The organism is Actinoallomurus sp. CA-142502 (genome assembly GCF_050936355.1).
GTDB lineage: Bacteria > Actinomycetota > Actinomycetes > Streptosporangiales > Streptosporangiaceae > Actinoallomurus > Actinoallomurus iriomotensis.
This window is the reverse complement of record NZ_JBNJMY010000001.1, coordinates 10,235,081-10,254,429: the sequence shown is the minus strand read 5'-3', so window position 1 is coordinate 10,254,429 and position 19,349 is coordinate 10,235,081. Positions and strand designations below refer to the sequence as shown.

The following is a 19,349-nucleotide window of genomic DNA, read 5'->3' as shown; positions in this document are numbered from 1 at the left end:
GGCAACGGCGCCGTCCCGCGCCCGTTTCTAGCCTCCGGCGCGGTGGGCGGCGAGACGCGCGGCACCCACCGCGCCGTCGCCCGCCGGCGTGGGCTCGACGCCGAACCGGCTCACCAGGCCCGCGCGCACCCCGTCGGCGACCGGACCGCTCTCCAGCAGGGACCCGGAGACGACGAGGCCGAACCCGGCCGTCCCCTCCCGCGCGGCGAGCAGGTCGTCGAGCGCGGGGCGTACGGCGTCGGCGTCCTCCAGGAGATGCCGGACCGCCTCCGCGACGATCTCGACCGCGACCGGGTCGCCCTTCTCCGCCGCCGCGCTGACGCACGGCGCCACCTTGCCGATCGAGGCGGGCCGCTCGGCGTAGACCTTCCTGATGATCGCCTGGGGCAGATCGGACCCGGACCACGTACGGCCCGCGGTCGGCGCGCCGCTCGGCGCGACGATGGCCCGGTCGAGGCCCGTGAGGAGGGGCTCGGCCTCCTCGCCGAGGAGGGCGCGCGGCACGGTCTCGGCGAGGACCGTCGCCCGGCCGCGGCCGTCATAGGCGCGCATCGCGGCGCGTACGCCCTCCCGCCCGATCCACACCGCGGACCCCTCGTCCCCGATCAGGTAGCCGTTGGCGTCGGAGCGACGCTCGATCTCACCGGCGTCGATGACGGCCGCGCCCGCGCCGGTGCCCGCGAGGATCACGATGCCGGTGCGCTCGGCGCTCCCGGCGGCGAACGCGACCGCGATGTCGGTGACCACCTCGGGCTCGCCCGGGACGCCCGCGGCGGCCCAGGCGGCGTTGGCGGAGGCGACCGCGCGCGGCCGGTTGGCGGCTCCGGCGCCGGCGATGCCGAAGACGCCGTGCACCACACGGGCCGGGTCGAGCTCCTCCAGGGCGGCCGTGAGAGCGGTGGTCAGCGCCTGCGTCAGCTCACCGGAGGTGCCGCCGCCGGAGTTGGGGTTGGCGCCGGGTCCGGTGCCGTAGCCCGCGACGACGCCGTCGAGCGTGACGATCGCCGCGCGCGTGCGGGTGCCGCCGGCGTCGACGCCGACCAGGTAGGGACCGATCGCGTTAGAGCACACATAGTGACGGTAGAACATCGGCCGTTCCCCGCGGAACATCAGCCGTTGACATCATCTGGTTTTCGTAAGAAACTTTCCGCCATGAGGAAGGTCGGGCCCGAATCCGGGCTGGGGGCCGACGCCACAGGCGCATCTCCACTCAGCACCGTCGTACGTGTCCGTTCGCTGCTGCCATCGCTGCCACCTGCGGAGGCGCGGGTCGCGCAGCGTGTCATCGACGATCCGGAGGCGGTCGCCAGCTCCACGATCACCGAGCTCGCCCAGGCGTGTGGCACCTCCGAGACCACGGTCATCAGGTTCTGCCGCGCGATCGGCTTCTCCGGCTATCCGGAGCTCAGGTTGACGCTGGCCACGGAGGCCGGCCGGGCACAGGGAGTGACCGGCGGCCGGGTCGTGGGCAGCGACATCAGCGCGGACGATACGCTGGAACAGATCGTCGAAAAGATCGCCTTCGCCGACGCGCGGGCGGTCGAGGAGACCGCCAACCAGCTCGACATCCAGGTGCTCGGCGAGGTGGTCACGGCGATCGCCGAGGCCCGCCGGGTCGACATCTACGGCGTCGGCGCCAGTGCCTTCGTGGCCTCGGACTTCCAGCAGAAGATGCACCGGATCGGCCGGACCTCCTACGCGTGGTCCGACGCGCACATCATGCTCACCAGCGCAGCGGTTCTCGACTCCTCGGACGTCGCCGTCGGGATCTCCCACACGGGGTCGACGGTGGAGACGATCGACGCCCTCAGCGTGGCCAAGCGCCGCGGCGCCACCACGGTGGCCCTCACCAACTTCCCCCGCTCTCCGATCGCCGACGCCGCCGACCTGGTGCTGACCACGGCGGCCAGGGAGACCACGTTCCGATCCGGAGCGACGGCGAGCCGGCTGGCCCAGCTCACCGTGATCGACTGCGTGTTCGTCGGTGTCGCGCAGCGTACGACCGAGATCAGCGAACATCTGGAGGCGACACTCGAGGCGGTCAGGGTCCGCCGGGTGCGTCCCGAGCGGAGGCGCAGGTGAACGACAGCATGCCCCTGGCGATGCTGGGGACCGTACCCACCGAGGTACGCAACCCCCGCACCACCGAGATCGACGTGCTGCCCACGCTGGAGATACTCCGTCTGATCAACAACGAGGACGCCACGGTGCCGGGCGCCGTGGCGGTGGCGCTGCCGCAGATGGCCAAGGTCGTCGACCTGGAGGTCGAGGCGTTGCGCGGCGGCGGCCGGGTGCACTACTTCGGCGCGGGCACGTCCGGGCGGCTCGCCGTCCTCGACGCGGCCGAGCTCCCGCCGACGTACGGCATCGACCCCGGCCTGGTGGTCGCGCACCACGCGGGCGGCATGGACGCCATCTCCCACGCGATCGAGAACGTCGAGGATGACGCCTCGCTCGGCGCCCGCGACGCGGGCGAGGTGAACGCCGGCGACGTCGCGGTCGGCATCACCGCCAGCGGGCGCACCCCCTATGTCGTGGGCGCGCTGCGGCAGGCCGCGGCCGCCGGCGCGCACACGGTGCTGATCAGCTCCAACCCGGCCGCGGCGGCCGGGGCGGAGGTCGAGGTGCACATCGCGGTGGACACCGGACCGGAGGCCGTGTCGGGCTCGACGCGGATGAAGGCCGGCACCGCGGCCAAGCTCGTGCTGAACGCCATGTCCACGGCGGTGATGGTGCGGCTCGGCCGCACCTACTCCAACCTCATGGTCAGCATGAGCGCGCTCAACTCCAAGCTCCGCGGACGTCTCGTCAAGATTCTGGTCGAGGCGACCGGCATGGACGCGGAGACGTGCGAGGCCGCCCTGGCCGATGCGGCCGGCGACACGCGCACCGCCCTTGTCTCCCTGTTGTGCGACGTCCCGTCGGGCCGGGCCGCCGAGGCGCTGGCCGGCGCCGGTGGCTCCGTCCGCGAGGCGATGCGCACGATTCGTGGAGACGCCTGATATCTCGGGGGTTAGAGAAAGGGTCCACCTCCTTATGCGTAAGTTCTGCACGGTCATCACGGCGCTCGGCGTCGTGCTCGCCGCCCCGGCGTGCGCCCCCAGTACCAAGAGTGGCGGTGACAAGGTCACCCTCACCGTGCTCTCCTGGCGCCCCGAGGACACGGCGGGTTACGCGAAGATCTTCGCGCCGTTCGAGAAGAGCCACCCGAAGATCAAGGTCAAGTTCAAGCCGATCAAGAACACCGAGTACCTCACGGTGCTGCCGACCGAGCTGAAGAAGGCCACGGGCGGCCCGGACGTGGTGCAGCTCAAGCCGTACGGGCCGATCCAGAGCCTCATCTCGGCCGGCAACCTCGCGCCACTCGACGGCCAGGTCGACGTGAGCAAGTGGGACCCGTCCGTGCTCCAGGCGGCCAAGGGCAAGCAGGACGGCAAGCTGTACGGCGTCCCGTACGCCATGCAGACCCTCTCGGTGCTCTACAACAAGAAGATCTTCGCCGACCAGCAGATCCAGCCGCCGACGACCTGGGCGGACTTCACCGCGGCCTGCGACAAGCTGAAGAAGGCCGGCATCACGCCGCTGTCGACGAGCGGCCTGCAGCCGTGGGTGCTCGCCATCGACCACCAGATCTTCGGCGCGACGCGCTACGGCGGCGACGACTTCGCCAAGGCGGCCCTGGCCGGCCAGAAGAACTTCACCGACCCCGACTACACCGCCTCGCTCGACGTGACGGCCAAGCTCAAGCCGTACTACCCGGACAAGGTCGCCGCGGTCGACTACCCCGACGCGCAGACCCTGTTCACCAGCGGCAAGGCCGCGATGTACCCGGGCGGTTCGTATGAGGTCGGGCCGTTCACCAAGACCAATCCGGACCTGCAGATCGGTTCCTTCGACGCCCCGCCGGCCCCCGGCGCCAAGGTGAACCACGCGCTGACCTCGGGCTTCGTCGACGGCTCGTACGGCGTCAACGCGCACTCGGAGCACAAGACCGAGGCGATGGAACTGGTCAAGTGGATGGCGACGCCGGAGTTCGGCCAGCTGTACGCCAACACGCTCAAGCAGATCTCGGCCGTCCCCGGCGTGACCCCCGGCGACCCGCTGCTCGCGCAGACGTACGAGGGCTTCAAGACCCACGGCGCGACGTACATGATGGTCGTCGACTTCGGCTACGGGAACCCGCTCGGCCGCGACCAGGAGGGTGAGGCTCTGCAGAAGATGCTGAGCGGCACCTCGGCCGCGGACGCGGGCAAGCTCGTCCAGAAGGGCATCTCGGCGTGGTTCAAGCCCAGCGGCGGATGACGTCGACGACCGAGCCGGTCGAGGTCGCCGGTCCCGGCGGCGGGAGCACCCGCCGCCGGGGGCGGCGGCGCTGGCCGCTGCTGCTGGTGTTCCTGCTGCCGGCGCTCGCGCTGTACACGGTCTTCATCGTGTACCCGCTGGTGTCGGCCCTGCAGTACAGCTTCTTCGACTGGACCGGCACCCGGCAGAACGGCTTCGCCGGCCTGGCGAACTTCCGTGACCTGTTCACGAAGTACCCGCTGAGCGAGCAGGTCTGGCGGGCGCTGGCGCACAACTGCGTGTTCTTCATCGGCACGATGCTGATCCAGACCACGGGCGGGCTGCTGCTGGCCACCCTGCTGCACCGTTCCCGGCGCGGCAAGCGCTTCCTGCAGACCGCGTACGTGCTGCCGCACCTGGTCAGCCCGATCGTGGCCGGTTACCTGTGGTCGCTGATGCTCAACCCGCAGTTCGGCGCGATCAACGCCGCGCTGCGTGGCGTCGGCCTCGGCTCCCTCGCCCAGCCCTGGCGCGGCGACCCCCACCTGGCGCTGCCGGTGGCGATCGTGATCAACGCCTGGCAGTGGGTGGGCTTCCCGATGCTGTTGTTCGCCGCGGCGCTGGCCGGCATCCCCGAGGAGTACCACGAGGCGGCGCGGGTGGACGGCGCGTCGGCCTGGAAGAGCTTCTGGCGGGTGACCTTCCCGCTGCTCACGCCGGTGCTCGGCATCGTCACGGTGCTGACCTTCATCGGCAACTTCAACATCCTGGACCTGATCTACGCGCTGCAGGGCTCGAAGGGCAACCCGGCGTACTCCACCGACGTGCTCGGCCTGCTGTTCTACCGGACCGCCTTCGAGAACCCCGACGCCAACGCGATCGGCCAGTCCTCCGCGCTCGCGGTCTGCATGTTCATCCTGATCTTCGGGATCTCGGCCGCGGCGAACCGCTTCTTCCGCCGGATGGAGGCACGCCTGAAATGACCACCTCCGTGCTGGAACCGGCGGTCGCGGTCGCACCCGCCCGGCGTCGCCGCCGCCCGCGCCGTGGCGCGGTCGCCTCCACCGTGCTGCTGTGGGTGTACGCGGTGGCGGCGCTCGCACCGCTCATCATCATGGCGCTGGGTTCGCTGCGCACCGAGCAGGACCTTGCCACCAAGCCGCTCGGCATCCCGACGCACCCGGCCTTCGAGAACTACGCGAAGGCCTGGTCGGAGGGCGGGTTCAGCTCCTACTTCGTGAACTCCATCATCGTGACGGTCGGCGCCGTGGTGCTGGGCACGGGCGTCGCGGTGCTGGCCGCCTACCCGCTGGCGCGCTACCGCTTTCGCGGGCAGGGCCTGCTCACCGCGTACTTCCTGGCCGGCCTGATGCTGCCCATCCGCCTGGGCATCGTGCCGGTGTTCTACCTGCTCAACTCCATCGGCCTGATCGACTCACGGATCGGCCTGATCTGCGTGTACGCCGCCAGCGGCGTGCCGTTCGCGATCTTCGTCCTGACCGCGTTCTTCCGCGGCCTGCCGAACGAACTGGAGGAGGCCGCCCGCATCGACGGGGCGGGCGAGCTGCGCATCTTCGCCCAGATCATGGTGCCGATGGTCCGGCCCGCGCTGACGACGGTGGCGCTGTTCCAGTTCATCCCACTGTGGAACGACTTCTTCTTCCCGCTGGTGCTGATGGAGGACGACAAGTACACGCTGCCGGTCGGCCTGACCCGCTTCGTCGCGGAGTTCGAAGCGGCCCACGCCCAGCTGTACGCGGGCCTGGTCATCACCACGATCCCGCTGGTGCTGCTGTTCCTGCTGGCCACAAAGCAGATCGTCGCCGGCCTGACGGCGGGCATGACGAAGTAGCCCGGGGGTCAGTGGAAGGTCACTTCGACGTGGAGGCCCCCTCCGGGGTTGGGCCGTGCGGTCAGTGTGGCGCCGTGCGCCTGGGCGATGGCGCGCACGATGGCGAGGCCGAGTCCGTGGCCGTCGGTGTGGCGGACGCGTTGGCCGCCGAGCTGTTGGAACGGCTGGAAGAGCCGCTCGACCTCGGCCGGGGGGATCGCCGGACCGGTGTTGCTGACCGCGATGGAGGCCTTGTCTCGGACCAGGTTCGTGGTGATCTGGACCTGCCCTCCGGGTGTGTTGTGGCGCAGTGCGTTGTCGACGAGGTTCGTCACCAGCCGCTCGATGAGCCCGGGGTCGCCGGTGGCCGGTGCCCGGCCGAGTGCGGCATCGATGGTGATGCCGCGGCGTTCGGCTCGTTGTCCGTGGCCGGCGATGACGGTTTCGGTGATCTGGTCGAGATCGACCGGCTCCCACTGTTCGACGCCGTGTTCGCTGGTCGCCAGGGTGAGGAGCGCCTCGATGAGGCGCTCTTGTTGATCGCCGAGTCGCAGAGCCTGTTCGCAGGCCGTCCGCAGAGCTTCGGTGCCGGCGTCGGGGTCGGCGAGGGCGACTTGCAGGAGAGTTCGTTGTCCTGCGAGTGGGGTGCGTAGTTCGTGTGAGGCGTTGGCCACGAAGTGGCGTTGGGCCTCGAAGGAGGCCTCAAGCCGCGCGAAGAGGTCGTCGAGGGTCTTGCCGAGGTCGGTGAGCTCGTCGCCAGGGCCGTCGAGGTCGAGCCGGCGGTTGAGGTTCGTGGCGGAGATCTCCTGGGCGGTGGTGTTGATGGCGCGCAGGGGGCGTAGGAACCGTCCGGCCAGCCACCAGGCTCCAATGAGCGCGACGATCGCGGCGGCCAAGCCGATGGCGGCCGGACCGAATTCGAACTGGTGGCTGCTGCCGACCTGGTCCGTGCCGGGGGTGGCGTTCGCGGGGGCCCGCGCCGCCGTGTGGCCGTACAGCAGGTTGGTGGCGAGGAGTACGGCGGTGAGCAGGCCGAGGAAGAATCCCGAGTACAGCAAGGTGAGCTGTGCCCGGAGCATGGGCCGCCGCCTGCGGCGGAGCAGGGACATGACCTTGTCACGCGGGCGCATCACGCGTCTCCGATTCGGTAGCCGCCTTCGCGGACGGTGTGGATGACCGGCGGGTCGCCGAGCTTCGCGCGCAGCCGGCGGATCGTCGTCTTGACAGCGGTGGTGAAGGGATCGGCCTCTTCGTCCCACACCCGTTCGAGGAGCTCTTCGGCGGAGACCACCCGGCCGCCGGAGGCGAGGAGGCATTCGAGGACGGCGAACTCCTTCGGGCTGAGCTCCAGGCGCCGCCCGGCGCGGAAGGCGACCCGGCGGTTCGGATCCAGCATGAGGTCCGCCGCGCTCAGTGTGGGTGGCACCGCCGGCGTTGAGCGCCGGCCCAGGGCGCGGACGCGGGCGACGAGCTCGGAGAAGTCGAACGGCTTGGGCAGGTAGTCGTCGGCGCCCAGCCCGAGGCCGTCGACGCGGTCCTTGACGGTGCTCGCCGCGGTGAGCATCAGTACGCGGCTGCCGGAGCGCTCGGCCACGATGCTCTTGCACACCTCGTCGCCATGGATTCCGGGCAGGTCCCGGTCCAAGATCACGACGTCGTAGCGGGTGATCGCCAGATGCTCCAGCGCGTCGTTGCCGTCCAGGACCACGTCCACCGCCATGCCCTCGCGGCGAAGGCCGGTGCCGATCGAGCGGGCCAGGATTTCGAAATCCTCGACGACGAGCACTCTCACGAACCTTCTCCGTTCCGCTGCCTGAAGGTGGCGGCCACGCCCGTTCAGGGTCCGGGGTGGGGTGCCATCACCGCAACGATGCCAGGGCCCAGGTGTCAGCCCGGTGTCGGCGGCTGACACCAGGCTGACACCGGGCGTGCCGTACATCTACGTCGAGCGCCATCGCCGAGACAAGGACGGACGAGCACGTGAACGACGCGATCATCGAAGTCACCGGTCTACGCAAACGGTTCGGGCCCACACTCGCCCTCGACGGCGTGACCTTCACCGCCCCGCCCGGCAAGGTGACCGGCTTCATCGGCCCGAACGGGGCGGGGAAGTCCACCACCATCCGGGTGATCCTCGGTCTCGACGCTCCCGACGAGGGTCACGCCCGGGTCGGCGGACACCCCTATCGGGACCTGCGGAACCCGCTGCGCCACGTCGGGGCGCTGGTCGACGCCGCCGCCGTCCAGCCCAGCCGTACCGCCCGCAACCACCTGCTGTGGCTGGCCCGTTCCCAGACCCTGGAGGCCGGCCGGGTCGACGCCGTGCTCGAGCTGGTCGGCCTCGCCGCGGCGGCCCGCCGCAAGGCGGGCGGCTTCTCGCTGGGCATGCGCCAGCGTCTTGGCATCGCGGCGGCGATGCTCGGCGACCCACCGGTCGTCATCTTGGACGAGCCGTTCAACGGCATGGACCCGGAGGGGATCGTCTGGATGCGCAAGCTGCTGCGCACCCTCGCCGCCGAGGGCCGGGCCCTGCTCGTCTCCAGCCACCTGATGAGTGAGCTGCAAGGCATCGCCGATCACATTGTGGTGATCGGCCGCGGCAAGGTCCTCGCCGAAGCCGGCATCGATGAGCTGCTCGCGCGCGCCGCCGGTGAGCAGGTCCTGCTGCAGACGCCGACGCCGGCCGAGGCGTACCGGGTGCTGCATCGTGCCGGGGGCGTCACGACGATCATTGACGACGGCGCCCTGAGCGTCTCCGGGCTCGCCGCCCGCCAGGTCGTGGCGGCTCTTGGCCAGTCGGACGTGGTCTTTTCCGAGGTCACCACCCAGCGGCCGACGCTGGAGGACGTCTACTTCCAACTCACCAGCGGCGAGGCGGAGTTCGGGACCAACACCGTGCAGGGGGCACAGCGATGACCACGACCAGCACGCCGCCCCTCCTGGCAGGCACGCCCGAGCGGGCACGCTTCACGGCCGTGCTGCGGGCCGAGTGGACCAAGTTCCGTACGGTCCGCGGCTGGGTGATCGCCCCGATCATGGCCGCCGTGCTGTGCGTCGTGTTCACCTTCTTGGTCGCCAACGGCACCCACACCGACTTCTGCACCGGCACCGGCAACTGCACGGCCGGCCATGCCTTCGTGCCGACCGGACCGAAGGGCCAAGCGGTCGCCGACAGCTACTACACCCTCGGCGGGCGGCTGACCGGCGACGGCACCATCACCACTCAGGTCACCTCGCTGACCGGCGTCGTCTCGACCGCCCCGCCGGACGTCGCCCCCTCTCAGGCGCAGCAAACCCGCCCCGGGGTCCCGGCCTGGGCCAAGGCCGGGATCCTTCTGCGGCCGAGCACCCGGCAGGGATCGGCCTACGCCGCGGTGATGGTCACCGGCGGCCACGGCGACCGCTTCCAATACGACTACAGCCACGACGACGCCGGCCGGCCCGGACCGGTCTCCGCCGGCTCGCCGCACTGGCTGCGCCTGACCCGCACCGGCGACACCCTGACCGGCTACGACTCGACCAACGGAACGACGTGGACCCGGACCGGCACCGCGCACCTGACCGGGCTACCGGCCACCGTCTACGCCGGGCTGTTCGTCACCTCGCCGGTCTCCTTCCAGACATCGGCGAGCGGCTCACGCACCCTCGCCACCGCCACCTTCGACCACACCGTCATCGACGGCAGCGCCACGCCCAGCGCCTGGCACGGTCAGAACATCGGAGCCGGCGAGCAGGACTTCTACCCGACGCTGCGAGCCGGCAGTTACCACCGCGCCGGCGGTTCCCTCGTCGTCAGCGGCTCCGGAGACATCGCCCCCGCCGTCGTCCAAGGGCTCCTCGGCGCGGACACGGCCTCCAGCAGCCTGCCCTTCGGGCTCACCGTCGCGCTGATCGTGCTCATCGTGGTGGCGACCATGTTCGTCACCGCCGAGTACCGCCGCGGCCTGATCCGCATCACCTTCGCGGCCATCCCCGGCCGGCGCCGCGTGCTCGCGGCCAAGGCCGTCGTCATCGGCGCGGTCGCCTTCGTGATCGCCGCCGTCGCCGCGGCGACCGCCGTTCCCCTCGGCGAGCACATCCTGCACGCGAACGGGGCCTACGTCTTCCCGGCCGGCGCCCTCACCGTCGTGCGCATCGTCGCCGGCGCCGCGGCCCTGGCCGCCGTCACCGCCGTCGCCGTGCTCGCCGTCGGCACCATCACGCGCAAGAGCGCCGCGGCGGTCGCCGGGGGCATCGTGGTGTTCGTCCTGCCCTCGATCATTGGCTCGATCAGCTCCGGTGGCGCCGTCCAGTGGCTGTATCGCCTCACCCCGGCCGCCGGCCTGTCGGTGCTGCAAGCCCTGCCCCGATCGGCGCAGGTCGACTACCCCTACACCTTCGCCAACGGCTACTACCCGCTCGCCCCCTGGGCCGGCTTCGGCGTCCTCGCCGTATGGGCGGCGCTCGCCCTCGGCATCGCCGCCGTTCTGCTGCGCCGGAGAGACGCATGATCGAAGCACTACGAGCCGAATGGACCAAGACGCGCACCACAGGCGGCATCGCCTGGCTGCTCACCGGTGCCATCGCCGTGACCATCGCGGTCAGCGCCGGCATCGCCGCCGCCACCCACGTGTCACCACAAGGCGGCCAGGAGGATCCCACCAAGATCGCCCTGACCGGCGTCTACCTTGGCCAAGCGGTCGTCGCGGTATTCGCCGTCCTGACCATCTCCGAGGAATACGGCACCGGCATGATCCGCGTCAGCCTCGCCGCCATGCCGCGCCGCCTTGTGCTCCTCGCCGCCAAAGCCGCCACCACGACGGCACTCGCCCTCACCGCCGGCATCCTCGCCGTCACCGGCTGCCTGCTCGTCGGCCGCCTCATGCTCCCAGCCGCCGGCCTCGACCCGGCCCACGGCTACCCACTCATCTCGATCGGCCACAGCCCAACCCTGCGCGCCGCCTCCGGCAGCGTCTGCTACCTCGTCCTGATCGCCCTGCTCTCCCTCGGCGTCGCCACCGCCCTCCGCGACGGCGCCCCATCGATCGCCGTCGTGCTCGGCCTGCTCTACCTGCCCCCACTCCTCGCCCAAGCCTTCACCGACCCACTTCGGCGGCACATTGAGCAGATCGCCCCCATGACCGCCGGACTCGCCATCCAAGCCACCACCAACCCCCACTCCCAACCCATCGCCCCCTGGGCCGGCCTGGGCGTCCTCACCGCATGGGCAGCAGCATCGCTCCTGATCGCCGCACTCCTACTGCGGCTGCGCGACGCATGACCACCGTGTTGTCAGATGCCTCGTCGTCTGCGTGGGGCGATGGTGTAGCTGAAGGAGATCACGAAGTCGATGGCGAGTATGAGTGCCCAGGGGGCCATCACCGACCACAGCCTCAGGGTGCGGTGAACGTCTCCGACGAGCAGCGTGAAGATGCCCAGCACCGCTGCCGCCACGATGTAGGCGAGGAGGTGGCGAAGCCATTGCCCGCGTTCGTAGGCGGCGTGGGCGGATCCGGTCTTGGGTGCCTTCACCGGGGTGGGGCCGCCGGCGAAGCGATGGGCGAAGCGCTGGTCGGCCCAGCCGATCATCTGATGGCCGAAGGCGACCGATACGCCGATGTAGATCGCGGCCAGACCGTGCGCGGGCGAAGCGGGTGCGCCGCTCCGGAGGTCGACGACCGAGGCCGCGAGCAGCACCACGTCGACCATGGGAACGCTGACCAGCAGGACGTTGCTGAGCCGCCGGGCGCGCAGGAGATAGCGGACCGCGAGCCCGGTCACCAGCAGCGCCCAGAACCCGATCTCGCATCCCACGATCAGGAAGATCACAACGCTCCTTTATTTGGCACAGCCGTATGAAAAAGAAAATAACACGACTGTGCGATAATGACCAGATGCCGAAGATCGTGGACCACGAGGCGCGCCGGCTGGAGCTCGCCGACGCGGTCGGCCGCGTCATCGTCAGGGACGGGGTGAATGAGGTCTCGATCCGCTCGGTCGCGGCCGAGGCCGGCTGGTCGTCAGGCGCGCTGCGGCACTACTTCAGCACCCGCGCCGAGCTGCTGGCCTTCGCCTGCGAGCAGGTGGTGGAGCGGGTCACGACCCGGATCACCGACCTGAGGCACAGCGGCACCATCCAGCAGGCGGTCCGCGCCGCGCTGCTGGAGACCATGCCGGTCGACGCGCGGCGTCACGCCGAGGCCGCCATCGCGTTCGCCTTCCTGACGCTCGGGCTGAGCGATCCGCGCCTGGCCGAGGTCCAGCGCACCCACTTCGACGGCATGTACGGGCTCTGCCTTCAGCTCATCGAGAGCCTGGAGACCGAGGGCCTCCTGGCCCCTCACACCGCCTCGACCGAGCTCCTCTCCCGGCGCCTGCACGCCGTCGTCGACGGTCTGTCCATCCAACGGCTGGCCGGCCACCTGACCCCGGAGAGCATGATCGACCAACTCGACGCCTACCTCGCCGAAATCAGCCTCGGGGCTGGCGGCCGGCCGTGATCTCGGCTCGTGGGCATGCCGGGGTGTGGTCGGCGTCGTAGCGGCGGACGGGACTTTACGGCCGGATGTGCCACCATCGTGCCCGTGACCGATCTGCTCTCCCACGTGCGCGTTCCAGGCGACCGGGAGATCCGTGCCCTGCACGAGAAGCATGCCCCCACGGGCGAGGCGTTCGAGCTCGTCCACACCCACTGCGAGATCGTGTGCCGGATCGCGGAGCAGCTCCTCGGCCGCGCGGGCGACGGCGTCGACGCGGACCTCGTACGGGCGGGCTGCCTGCTGCACGACATCGGCGTCTACCGCCTGTACGACGGCGCGGGCGAGCTCGACCACGCGAGCTACATCCGCCACGGGGTGCTCGGCCACGAACTCCTCGCCAAGGAGGGGTTCGCGGAGGCGATCTGCCGGTTCTGCTCGTGCCACACGGGTGTGGGCATCGGTCCCGACGAGGTACGGATGCAGCGCCTTCCGCTGCCGGCGGGGGACTATCGCGCGCGGTCCCGCGAGGAGCGGCTGGTGATGTACGCGGACAAGTTCCACAGCAAGAGCAGCCCGCCCGCGTTCGTCCGCGCGGACACCTACGCGGTGGACGTCCGCCGCTTCGGGGCCGGCAAGGCGGCGGCCTTCGCGGAGTTGCGCGAGGAGTTCGGCGAGCCGGACCTGGCCCCGTTGCTCACGACGTACGGTCACGCGGTCCGTTAGGCCATCGGGGCCGCCGGGAGCCGGTGACCTCCCGGCGGCCGGTCCAATGGCGGTGGAACTGGTAACCGAAGAGGTCCACCGAGAACGCCTCCGACGCGGCGTCGGCGGGGGCGGCCGCGACGCCGGTGAGGGCGAGCGGCGCGACGGGCACGGCCGTGACGATCGGACGCATGGCGGACTCCTTTCCCCCGGGAGGCAGGAAGCGTGTACACGTTATACATGTCCGTTATGTAAACGGCAACCACCTCGTATCACGACGTACGGCCACGCCCCGCGGGCGGGGCGTGGCCGTACGTCGTCGCGATCGCGCGTCAGCGAGCCGGGGGAGGGAGGGGAACGCCCTTCGTGCCGGGCTTGACCTGGGAGCAGTGGACGCCCTTGGGCAGCGGTCCGATCTTCACGTGACCCTTGCCGTCCTTGGTCGCCTTGACGACCGTGGCACCGGACGGCGGAGCCGGCAGGGCCGCGCCCTTGGGGATCGCCTTGACGATCCGTCCGTTCACCTTCGCCAGTGCGCGGGCCTTGCCGGGCACCTTGCCCGTGACGACCTCCTTCGGCCCCTTCTCCGGCCTGACCTTGAGCTTCGCGCCCTTGCCGACGCAGACGATCGCGACCGGGCTCGTCCCCTTCGCCGGGACGGTGGTCGGCGCCGAGCGCGAGACGGCCGGTGACGCGCCCGCGGCGTACGCCGAGCCCGCCAGCCCGGTCAGCGCGATGCCACCGGCCAGAACGCCGACGGCGATGAGCCTGTTTCTCATGGTTCCTCCGAGCAGGAGTCGATCAGGACACCTCGGAGTCTCCCGACGGGGAGCTGAAGTCACGATGAGTGCGGAACGAGGTCAGCCACCCACTGGGAGCGCAGGGCGCCATCCGGCTGCTGGCCGACCACCACAACGCCGGGTTGCCGCGCTGGCTGCCCGGCGGGTTCGCGGCACGGCTCGCGTGCTACGCGGTGGCGACCGTCGCCGGCCGCCATTCTCGTGGTGCCCGGCTACCGGCTCGGTGTATAGGCCAGCACCACCGCGCCGTTGCCGATTTCGGTCACTCCCGTCAGGTTCATGAGGGTCGTGCTGATGCCCGACAGCAGCGACTCACCGGAACCCGCGACAAACGGGGATATGCTCAAATGCAGCTCGTCCAGCAGACCCGCCTCGACGAGCGCCCGGCTGAAAGGGCCGTTGCCATACTTCACCAACGTGCCGTCGCCGGCCTCTTTGAGCTGGGCGACGGCGTCGATGGCGTCGCCGGTGAGCACCTCGGCGTTCCAGGTGGTCTCGGTCAGCGTGGTGGAGGCGACGTGCTTCGGTAGGGAGTTGAGCTTGTCGGCGAGGTCGCCGGTCATGGTCGGCCACGTTGCGGCGAAGTTTTCGTAGGTCGCCCGTCCTAGCACGAGACCGGCTGCCTGTTCCAACAGTCGGAGCTGATAGTCGAAGTGGTTGTCGTTGGGGGCGACCTTCATCTGTCCGGCCCACCAGTCGTCCCCGGAGAACCTCCCGTCGAGCGAGAGATGGTCATATTCGATCAGTTTTCGCATCCCCGGAGACAACCATCCCGATGATCGACGGTCTTGTATCGAACCGAATCCCGCCGGCTTCGAGGTGCTGCTCAAGCGGGTCGAGACAGCGCAGCGGGTCGGGTCGGGTCGGGGATCAGAACGCGACGAACGGGATGTCGGACCTCAACTCGCCCGGGGTGTGGCCGGTCGCCCACCGCATCGCCCGCGCGAGCTGCGGCTGATCGTAGTAGCCGCCGACGGTGACCACGTCGACGATCGATCTCCCCGCCGTGAGGAGCTGTGCGGCGTGCTGTGCCTGCTCGATGCTGACGAGCTTGCGGCGCGACATCCCGACGGCCCGGCGGAACCGGATCTGCGCCGTCCGTTCCGACATGGCTCGTGGTCGTTCGCCGTGACGGATCTCGTCGACGAGTGGATCGAAGATCAACAACCCTGCTCGCACGAGTCTGTCGACGAAGACGTCGACGTTCTGCTCGGTTGGCATCTCCCAGTCTCGGTTGTCCAGCAAGATCCGGTCGCCTGACAGGGTCGGCAACAGAGCATCGTTCAGGTCAGCCAGGCCGGAAGGCGGGAACAGGGGCAGATAGGCACCGAGCCGCAGCTCGACACCGAAAAACTCCCAGCCCTCCGGACAGATCAGTTGAGTGGCCCTGGTCTCCGGTCCGCGCAGGTGCACCGTCAACCTGTCACCGGTCCGCGCAAACGCGATCATGGAGGAGCCTTTGGCCGCCGAGGTGAAACCGGTCGCGGCGTCACAGCTTGCCGACCACACTCGTCGCACCAGCGGGAGTTCGCCGGCGACAGCGTTGAAAATCAACCCCATAACGGCGGGAGTCTAGGCGGTCCCGACTCCACCGGGCTGAGACCGGGCGGCACCGCGTGGGAGTCGAGCAGGCACTGTCCGTCAGCACCGTCTTCATGGTGGCTTTAGGTACGGCTCGTCACGCTGGGCCGGTGCGGATTCTCGTGGTGGAGGACGAGCGGCGTCTCGCCGAACTGCTGAAGGACGGTCTGGCCGGTGAGGGGTTCGCGGTCGATCTCGCCCATGATGGCCAGGAGGGATTGTGGCTGGCGACCGAGAACCCGTACGACGTGATCGTCCTGGACGTGATGCTGCCGCGGCTGGACGGCGACGCGGTCTGCGCCCGGCTGCGCGAGGCCGGGATCTGGACGCCGATCCTCATGCTGACCGCCAAGGACACCGCGCAGGACGAGGCGCAGGCGCTCGACAACGGCGCGGACGACTTCCTGGGCAAGCCGTTCGCGTACGTGGTCCTGCTCGCCCGGCTGCGGGCGCTGCTCCGGCGCGGGGCGCGCGAGCGTCCGGCCGTGCTCACGGTGGGGGATCTCCAGGTCGACCCGGCGGGGCTGCGCTGCCGCCGGGGCGACGTATCGATCGCGCTGACGCCGAAGGAGTTCGCCGTTCTGCACGGTCTGGCGCGCCGGGCCGGCGAGGTGGTCTCCAAGACCGAACTGCTGTCGATGGCCTGGGACTTCGCCTACGACGGCGACTCCAACATCATCGAGGTCTACGTCAGTGCCCTGCGGCGCAAGATCGACAAGCCGTTCGGGCGCACCACTCTCGTCACCGTGCGCGGCGCGGGCTACCGGCTGGAGGCCTGACAGATGCGACGTCCGCGATGGACCCGCCCGCTGGGCGGCGTACGGCTGCGCGCGACCGCGGCGGCGGTGCTGACCGTCGCCGTGGCGCTGGGCCTGGCCTCGGCCGTCCTGCTCCTGGCCCTGCGGCACTCCCTGGAGGAGAGCGCCCGCGCCGAGGCGACCGCGAAGGCCAAGGCCGTGGCCGCCGCCGTACGGATCGGGCCCAGCCTGTCCTCACCGCACGCGCTCGATGACAGCAGCGGCGGCACCGGCAGCACCGACGTCCAGGTGATCAGCAAAACGGAGGCGGGACCGAGCTGGAAGACCGGATCCGCCTACGTCGTCGCGGGGGAGCGGGTGGCCACCAAGGGCGGCACGGTGATGATCCAGGGCCGGTCCTCGCTCGCGCCGACCCGGCAGGCGATCACGACGCTGTGGCATCTGCTGCTGCCCGGGGTGCCGGCGCTGCTCCTGCTCGTGGCGCTGCTGACCTGGCTCGCGGTGAGCCGCGCGCTGCGGCCGGTCTCGGCGATCCGCGCGAAGATGGCCGACATCACCGCCCACGACCTGCACCAGCGGGTCCCCGAACCCGGCACCCGTGACGAGATCGCGGCGCTGGCCCGTACGGTGAACGCCACGTTGGACCGGCTGCGGACCGCCGTCGAACAGCACAAGCGGTTCGTCGCGGACGCCGCGCACGAGCTGCGCAGCCCGCTGGCGGTGCTCCGCGCCCGGCTGGAGCTGACCGCCCACCGGGTCGAGGCTCCCACGCTGGCCGCCCAGGCGCTGACCGACGTCGAACGGATCCAGTCGCTGACCGACGACCTGCTCCTGCTCGCCCGCCTCGACGCGGGCGAACCCCCGCGCGAGCAGGAGGTCGACCTCGGTCAGGTGGCCGCCGAGGAGGCGGCGCGAACCCGGCCGCGGCCGGACGTCACGGTGACGCTGGACATCGCCCCCGACGTGCTCGTCCGCGGGTCCGGCGACCAGCTGAGGCGGCTGGTGGCCAACCTGGTGGACAACGCCGTACGGCACGCGGCGACCGCCGTCACGGTCCGCCTGGCCGAGGACGGCTCCCGTGCGGTTCTGGAGGTCGTCGACGACGGCCCCGGCATCCCGGCCGAACACCACGAGGTCGTCTTCGACCGCTTCACCCGTCTCGACGAGGCCCGCGACCGCGACCGGGGCGGTTCCGGCCTCGGGCTGGCGATCGCCCGCGACATCGCCGTGGTCCACCGCGGCTCCCTGTCGGTCGCCGCGAGGCCGGAGAACGAATCCGGCGCGTGCCTTCGCGCCGTGCTCCCGGTCGGTGTTCCCGGATAGAGGCTTCCTGCGGTTGATGGCGGCATCGGGGGCGTGTGACCGCGGAAATTCGATGGCGCGTGGTCCGACGGCGCCGTTACGCTCCGTGCATTATCGCCGGTCATGAGCGAAGTGAGTCTTTTATGCGTGGTTCTAGGTATATGCCCCCGGATCGGGGGTAACGGCGGACGCGGTGCCGCATCTCTCCTCGGTCGGGGCTCGCCGGCACCGCGGCGGGTCCTCGACCGCGCCGGCGTGAGAGCGCCGGTAGTGCCGACCCGCGGAAAGAGCGGAGCGAACGCAGGGGGAAGTGATGAAGGCCATGACGTCGTCGGCGGCGATCCGTACCCGGGAGGACGAGGCCACCGGCACCGAGCCGCGGACCACGCGACGCCGCACGGTCCCGCCGTCCCACCCGGTACGGCTCACCACGACGCCCACCGGCACCGCCCGTAAGCGGGCCGCCGGCACCGGCACGGCGGTCACGCGCCGGGCGCCGGCGCGCACGGTCCAGGCGCCCGCGCGACGTCCGGCCCCCACCGCCGGACGTCACGCCCCCACCGCCGGACGTCACGCGCCCACCGCGCCGCGGGCGCCGTTCGCCCTGCTGGTCGTGGGCCTGCTCGGCGGCGCGCTGGTCAGCCTCCTCCTGCTGAACACCGTGCTCGCCCAGCAGTCGTTCACGCGCAGCGAGTTGCAGCAGGAGAACCAGCGGCTCGTGGAGCGCAAGCAGGCGTTGCAGGAGGACATCGCCCGCGAGAACAGCCCCGAGGTCCTCCACGCCAAGGCACGCCGCCTGGGCATGCGCGACTCCGGCGACCGAGTGGTCACCGATCCGCGCACCGGTCGCTGACCGGCGCGGCGGCGGCTCTAGCGAGCCGCCGCCGCGTCGATGATGGAGCGGACGCGGGCCGGGGTGGTCACCGCGCGGGTGGTCTCCGGCGGGTACAGCGCGCCGCCCATGTAGATGCCGGCCGCCTGGAAGCGGCTGCGCGACCGTACCGTCTCGTTCGCGGTGAAGTGGAGCTCCCGCGCGCCGGTCTGCTCGGCCACGCGGGCGGCCGTGCGCTCGTTGATGCCGCCCGCCGGCATGACGATGATCCGGTCCGCGGCCTTCTCCACCAGCCGGGCGATCAGGTCGGCGCCCTCCAGGGCGCTCGGTGCCGCGCCGGAGGTCAGCAGCCGGTCGACGCCCAGCGCGACGACGTCCTCGAACGCCTTCTCCGGATCACGGGTCACGTCGAACGCCCGGTGGAAGGTCACGCTGAGCGGCCGGGCCGCCGCGACGAGGCGCGCGCACAGCTCCGTGTCGATCTCGGCGTCCTCGGTCAGCGCGCCGATGACCACGCCGTCGACGCCGGCCGCCTTGGCCGCCGCGATGTCGCGGAGCATCACCTCGACCTCGGCGGGGCCGTAGATGAAGTCCCCGCCGCGCGGCCGGATGATGACGTGGACGCGGAGCCGGCCCGCGGCGGCGGCCACGGCCTGCTCGATCATGCCCTGGCTCGGGGTGATCCCGCCCTCGAACAGGGCGGCGCAGAGCTCCACCCGGTCGGCGCCGGCCTCCGCTGCGGCGGCGACGTCGTCGGCGGACTCCAGGCAGATCTCGTAGCGCATGGGTTCCTCTCGGGTCATG

General features: G+C 70.8%; 22 protein-coding genes. 13 read left to right on the top strand and 9 right to left on the bottom strand.

What is annotated here, in order from left to right:
• Positions 1-27: 27 nt before the first annotated feature.
• Positions 28-1,071 carry an N-acetylglucosamine kinase gene (locus ACQEV1_RS48100; protein WP_433404438.1) on the bottom strand — a complete coding sequence of 348 codons (1,044 nt, stop codon included), beginning with the start codon at positions 1,069-1,071 and terminating at the stop codon, positions 28-30.
• 81 nt (positions 1,072-1,152) lie between these two features.
• Between ACQEV1_RS48100 and ACQEV1_RS48095 the strand changes: the two genes are divergently transcribed.
• Genes ACQEV1_RS48095 through ACQEV1_RS48075 form a run of 5 tightly spaced genes read left to right on the top strand, consistent with a single transcriptional unit; the run spans position 1,153 to position 6,133 of the window.
• Positions 1,153-2,082, top strand: a complete 930-nt coding sequence (locus ACQEV1_RS48095; RefSeq protein WP_285579064.1) for a MurR/RpiR family transcriptional regulator — start codon at positions 1,153-1,155, stop codon at positions 2,080-2,082.
• A gap of 8 nt (positions 2,083-2,090) precedes the next feature.
• Positions 2,091-3,002 carry an N-acetylmuramic acid 6-phosphate etherase gene (locus ACQEV1_RS48090; protein ID WP_285626189.1) on the top strand — a complete coding sequence of 304 codons (912 nt, stop codon included), beginning with the start codon at positions 2,091-2,093 and terminating at the stop codon, positions 3,000-3,002.
• Between the two features lie 34 nt (positions 3,003-3,036).
• On the top strand, positions 3,037-4,302 hold the full coding sequence (locus ACQEV1_RS48085; RefSeq protein WP_285625904.1) for an ABC transporter substrate-binding protein: 1,266 nt from the start codon (positions 3,037-3,039) through the stop codon (positions 4,300-4,302).
• Positions 4,299-5,264, top strand: a complete 966-nt coding sequence (locus ACQEV1_RS48080) for a carbohydrate ABC transporter permease (RefSeq protein ID WP_285579060.1) — start codon at positions 4,299-4,301, stop codon at positions 5,262-5,264. The genes ACQEV1_RS48085 and ACQEV1_RS48080 overlap by 4 nt, the downstream gene beginning before the upstream one ends.
• The gene (locus tag ACQEV1_RS48075; protein ID WP_285625909.1) at positions 5,261-6,133 is read left to right on the top strand and encodes a carbohydrate ABC transporter permease; all 873 of its coding nucleotides are present in this window, start codon (positions 5,261-5,263) and stop codon (positions 6,131-6,133) included. Before ACQEV1_RS48080 ends, ACQEV1_RS48075 begins: the two co-directional genes overlap by 4 nt.
• An 8-nt stretch (positions 6,134-6,141) precedes the next feature.
• Here the strand turns inward: ACQEV1_RS48075 and ACQEV1_RS48070 are convergent, their stop codons facing one another.
• Both ACQEV1_RS48070 and ACQEV1_RS48065 read right to left on the bottom strand, forming a co-directional pair.
• Complete coding sequence (locus tag ACQEV1_RS48070; RefSeq protein ID WP_433404433.1) at positions 6,142-7,242, bottom strand: sensor histidine kinase; 1,101 nt, start codon at positions 7,240-7,242, stop codon at positions 6,142-6,144.
• Positions 7,242-7,904, bottom strand: a complete 663-nt coding sequence (locus ACQEV1_RS48065) for a response regulator transcription factor (RefSeq protein ID WP_285625915.1) — start codon at positions 7,902-7,904, stop codon at positions 7,242-7,244. The genes ACQEV1_RS48070 and ACQEV1_RS48065 overlap by 1 nt, the downstream gene beginning before the upstream one ends.
• 188 nt (positions 7,905-8,092) lie before the next feature.
• On the opposite strand from ACQEV1_RS48065, the gene ACQEV1_RS48060 reads away from it, so the two are divergent.
• Genes ACQEV1_RS48060 through ACQEV1_RS48050 form a run of 3 tightly spaced genes read left to right on the top strand, consistent with a single transcriptional unit; the run spans position 8,093 to position 11,372 of the window.
• Positions 8,093-9,028 (top strand): ABC transporter ATP-binding protein, encoded by a 936-nt coding sequence (locus ACQEV1_RS48060; RefSeq protein ID WP_285625921.1) that lies wholly within the window; start codon positions 8,093-8,095, stop codon positions 9,026-9,028.
• Positions 9,025-10,602 carry an ABC transporter permease subunit gene (locus ACQEV1_RS48055; protein WP_433404429.1) on the top strand — a complete coding sequence of 526 codons (1,578 nt, stop codon included), beginning with the start codon at positions 9,025-9,027 and terminating at the stop codon, positions 10,600-10,602. Before ACQEV1_RS48060 ends, ACQEV1_RS48055 begins: the two co-directional genes overlap by 4 nt.
• Positions 10,599-11,372, top strand: a complete 774-nt coding sequence (locus ACQEV1_RS48050) for an ABC transporter permease (protein ID WP_433404426.1) — start codon at positions 10,599-10,601, stop codon at positions 11,370-11,372. The genes ACQEV1_RS48055 and ACQEV1_RS48050 overlap by 4 nt, the downstream gene beginning before the upstream one ends.
• Positions 11,373-11,383: 11 nt before the next feature.
• On the opposite strand, the gene ACQEV1_RS48045 is transcribed toward ACQEV1_RS48050, so the two are convergent.
• A complete protein-coding gene (locus ACQEV1_RS48045; RefSeq protein WP_433404424.1) occupies positions 11,384-11,920 on the bottom strand; it encodes a hypothetical protein in 537 nt (178 codons plus the stop codon).
• Positions 11,921-11,985: 65 nt separating this feature from the next.
• On the opposite strand from ACQEV1_RS48045, the gene ACQEV1_RS48040 reads away from it, so the two are divergent.
• Both ACQEV1_RS48040 and ACQEV1_RS48035 read left to right on the top strand, forming a co-directional pair.
• On the top strand, positions 11,986-12,591 hold the full coding sequence (locus tag ACQEV1_RS48040; protein WP_433404422.1) for a TetR/AcrR family transcriptional regulator: 606 nt from the start codon (positions 11,986-11,988) through the stop codon (positions 12,589-12,591).
• A 105-nt stretch (positions 12,592-12,696) separates the two neighbouring features.
• Positions 12,697-13,293 (top strand): HD domain-containing protein, encoded by a 597-nt coding sequence (locus ACQEV1_RS48035; protein WP_433406133.1) that lies wholly within the window; start codon positions 12,697-12,699, stop codon positions 13,291-13,293.
• Here the strand turns inward: ACQEV1_RS48035 and ACQEV1_RS48030 are convergent.
• The 4 genes from ACQEV1_RS48030 to ACQEV1_RS48015 form a co-directional block, all read right to left on the bottom strand.
• Positions 13,265-13,465, bottom strand: coding sequence for a hypothetical protein (locus ACQEV1_RS48030; protein WP_285579042.1), 201 nt, complete (start codon positions 13,463-13,465; stop codon positions 13,265-13,267). The genes ACQEV1_RS48035 and ACQEV1_RS48030 overlap by 29 nt on opposite strands.
• Before the next feature lie 139 nt (positions 13,466-13,604).
• Positions 13,605-14,051 carry a hypothetical protein gene (locus ACQEV1_RS48025; protein WP_433404419.1) on the bottom strand — a complete coding sequence of 149 codons (447 nt, stop codon included), beginning with the start codon at positions 14,049-14,051 and terminating at the stop codon, positions 13,605-13,607.
• A gap of 233 nt (positions 14,052-14,284) precedes the next feature.
• On the bottom strand, positions 14,285-14,827 hold the full coding sequence (locus ACQEV1_RS48020; RefSeq protein ID WP_433404417.1) for a dihydrofolate reductase family protein: 543 nt from the start codon (positions 14,825-14,827) through the stop codon (positions 14,285-14,287).
• A gap of 115 nt (positions 14,828-14,942) precedes the next feature.
• A complete protein-coding gene (locus tag ACQEV1_RS48015; protein ID WP_433404414.1) occupies positions 14,943-15,632 on the bottom strand; it encodes a helix-turn-helix domain-containing protein in 690 nt (229 codons plus the stop codon).
• A 131-nt stretch (positions 15,633-15,763) separates the two neighbouring features.
• Between ACQEV1_RS48015 and ACQEV1_RS48010 the strand changes: the two genes are divergently transcribed.
• From ACQEV1_RS48010 to ACQEV1_RS48000, 3 genes are all read left to right on the top strand, one after another.
• Complete coding sequence (locus ACQEV1_RS48010) at positions 15,764-16,432, top strand: response regulator transcription factor (protein ID WP_285625950.1); 669 nt, start codon at positions 15,764-15,766, stop codon at positions 16,430-16,432.
• Between the two features lie 3 nt (positions 16,433-16,435).
• Positions 16,436-17,734, top strand: a complete 1,299-nt coding sequence (locus ACQEV1_RS48005; protein ID WP_433404410.1) for a HAMP domain-containing sensor histidine kinase — start codon at positions 16,436-16,438, stop codon at positions 17,732-17,734.
• Positions 17,735-18,026: 292 nt separating this feature from the next.
• On the top strand, positions 18,027-18,566 hold the full coding sequence (locus ACQEV1_RS48000) for an FtsB family cell division protein (RefSeq protein ID WP_433404406.1): 540 nt from the start codon (positions 18,027-18,029) through the stop codon (positions 18,564-18,566).
• 17 nt (positions 18,567-18,583) lie between these two features.
• Here ACQEV1_RS48000 and ACQEV1_RS47995 read toward each other — a convergent pair whose 3' ends face one another.
• Positions 18,584-19,348, bottom strand: coding sequence for a copper homeostasis protein CutC (locus ACQEV1_RS47995; protein WP_285625957.1), 765 nt, complete (start codon positions 19,346-19,348; stop codon positions 18,584-18,586).
• Between the last annotated feature and the right edge of the window lies 1 nt (position 19,349).

Bases quoted from the DNA above. Each gene is read 5' to 3' on its own strand.
- ACQEV1_RS48095 (WP_285579064.1), top strand. From the start codon at position 1,153: ATGAGGAAGGTCGGGCCCGAATCCGGGCTGGGGGCCGACGCCACAGGC.
- ACQEV1_RS48090 (WP_285626189.1), top strand. From the start codon at position 2,091: ATGCCCCTGGCGATGCTGGGGACCGTACCCACCGAGGTACGCAACCCC.
- ACQEV1_RS48085 (WP_285625904.1), top strand. From the start codon at position 3,037: ATGCGTAAGTTCTGCACGGTCATCACGGCGCTCGGCGTCGTGCTCGCC.
- ACQEV1_RS48080 (WP_285579060.1), top strand. From the start codon at position 4,299: ATGACGTCGACGACCGAGCCGGTCGAGGTCGCCGGTCCCGGCGGCGGG.
- ACQEV1_RS48075 (WP_285625909.1), top strand. From the start codon at position 5,261: ATGACCACCTCCGTGCTGGAACCGGCGGTCGCGGTCGCACCCGCCCGG.
- ACQEV1_RS48070 (WP_433404433.1), bottom strand. From the start codon at position 7,242: ATGCGCCCGCGTGACAAGGTCATGTCCCTGCTCCGCCGCAGGCGGCGG.
- ACQEV1_RS48055 (WP_433404429.1), top strand. From the start codon at position 9,025: ATGACCACGACCAGCACGCCGCCCCTCCTGGCAGGCACGCCCGAGCGG.
- ACQEV1_RS48050 (WP_433404426.1), top strand. From the start codon at position 10,599: ATGATCGAAGCACTACGAGCCGAATGGACCAAGACGCGCACCACAGGC.
- ACQEV1_RS48040 (WP_433404422.1), top strand. From the start codon at position 11,986: ATGCCGAAGATCGTGGACCACGAGGCGCGCCGGCTGGAGCTCGCCGAC.
- ACQEV1_RS48030 (WP_285579042.1), bottom strand. From the start codon at position 13,465: ATGCGTCCGATCGTCACGGCCGTGCCCGTCGCGCCGCTCGCCCTCACC.
- ACQEV1_RS48025 (WP_433404419.1), bottom strand. From the start codon at position 14,051: ATGAGAAACAGGCTCATCGCCGTCGGCGTTCTGGCCGGTGGCATCGCG.
- ACQEV1_RS48020 (WP_433404417.1), bottom strand. From the start codon at position 14,827: ATGCGAAAACTGATCGAATATGACCATCTCTCGCTCGACGGGAGGTTC.
- ACQEV1_RS48015 (WP_433404414.1), bottom strand. From the start codon at position 15,632: ATGGGGTTGATTTTCAACGCTGTCGCCGGCGAACTCCCGCTGGTGCGA.
- ACQEV1_RS48005 (WP_433404410.1), top strand. From the start codon at position 16,436: ATGCGACGTCCGCGATGGACCCGCCCGCTGGGCGGCGTACGGCTGCGC.
- ACQEV1_RS48000 (WP_433404406.1), top strand. From the start codon at position 18,027: ATGAAGGCCATGACGTCGTCGGCGGCGATCCGTACCCGGGAGGACGAG.
- ACQEV1_RS47995 (WP_285625957.1), bottom strand. From the start codon at position 19,348: ATGACCCGAGAGGAACCCATGCGCTACGAGATCTGCCTGGAGTCCGCC.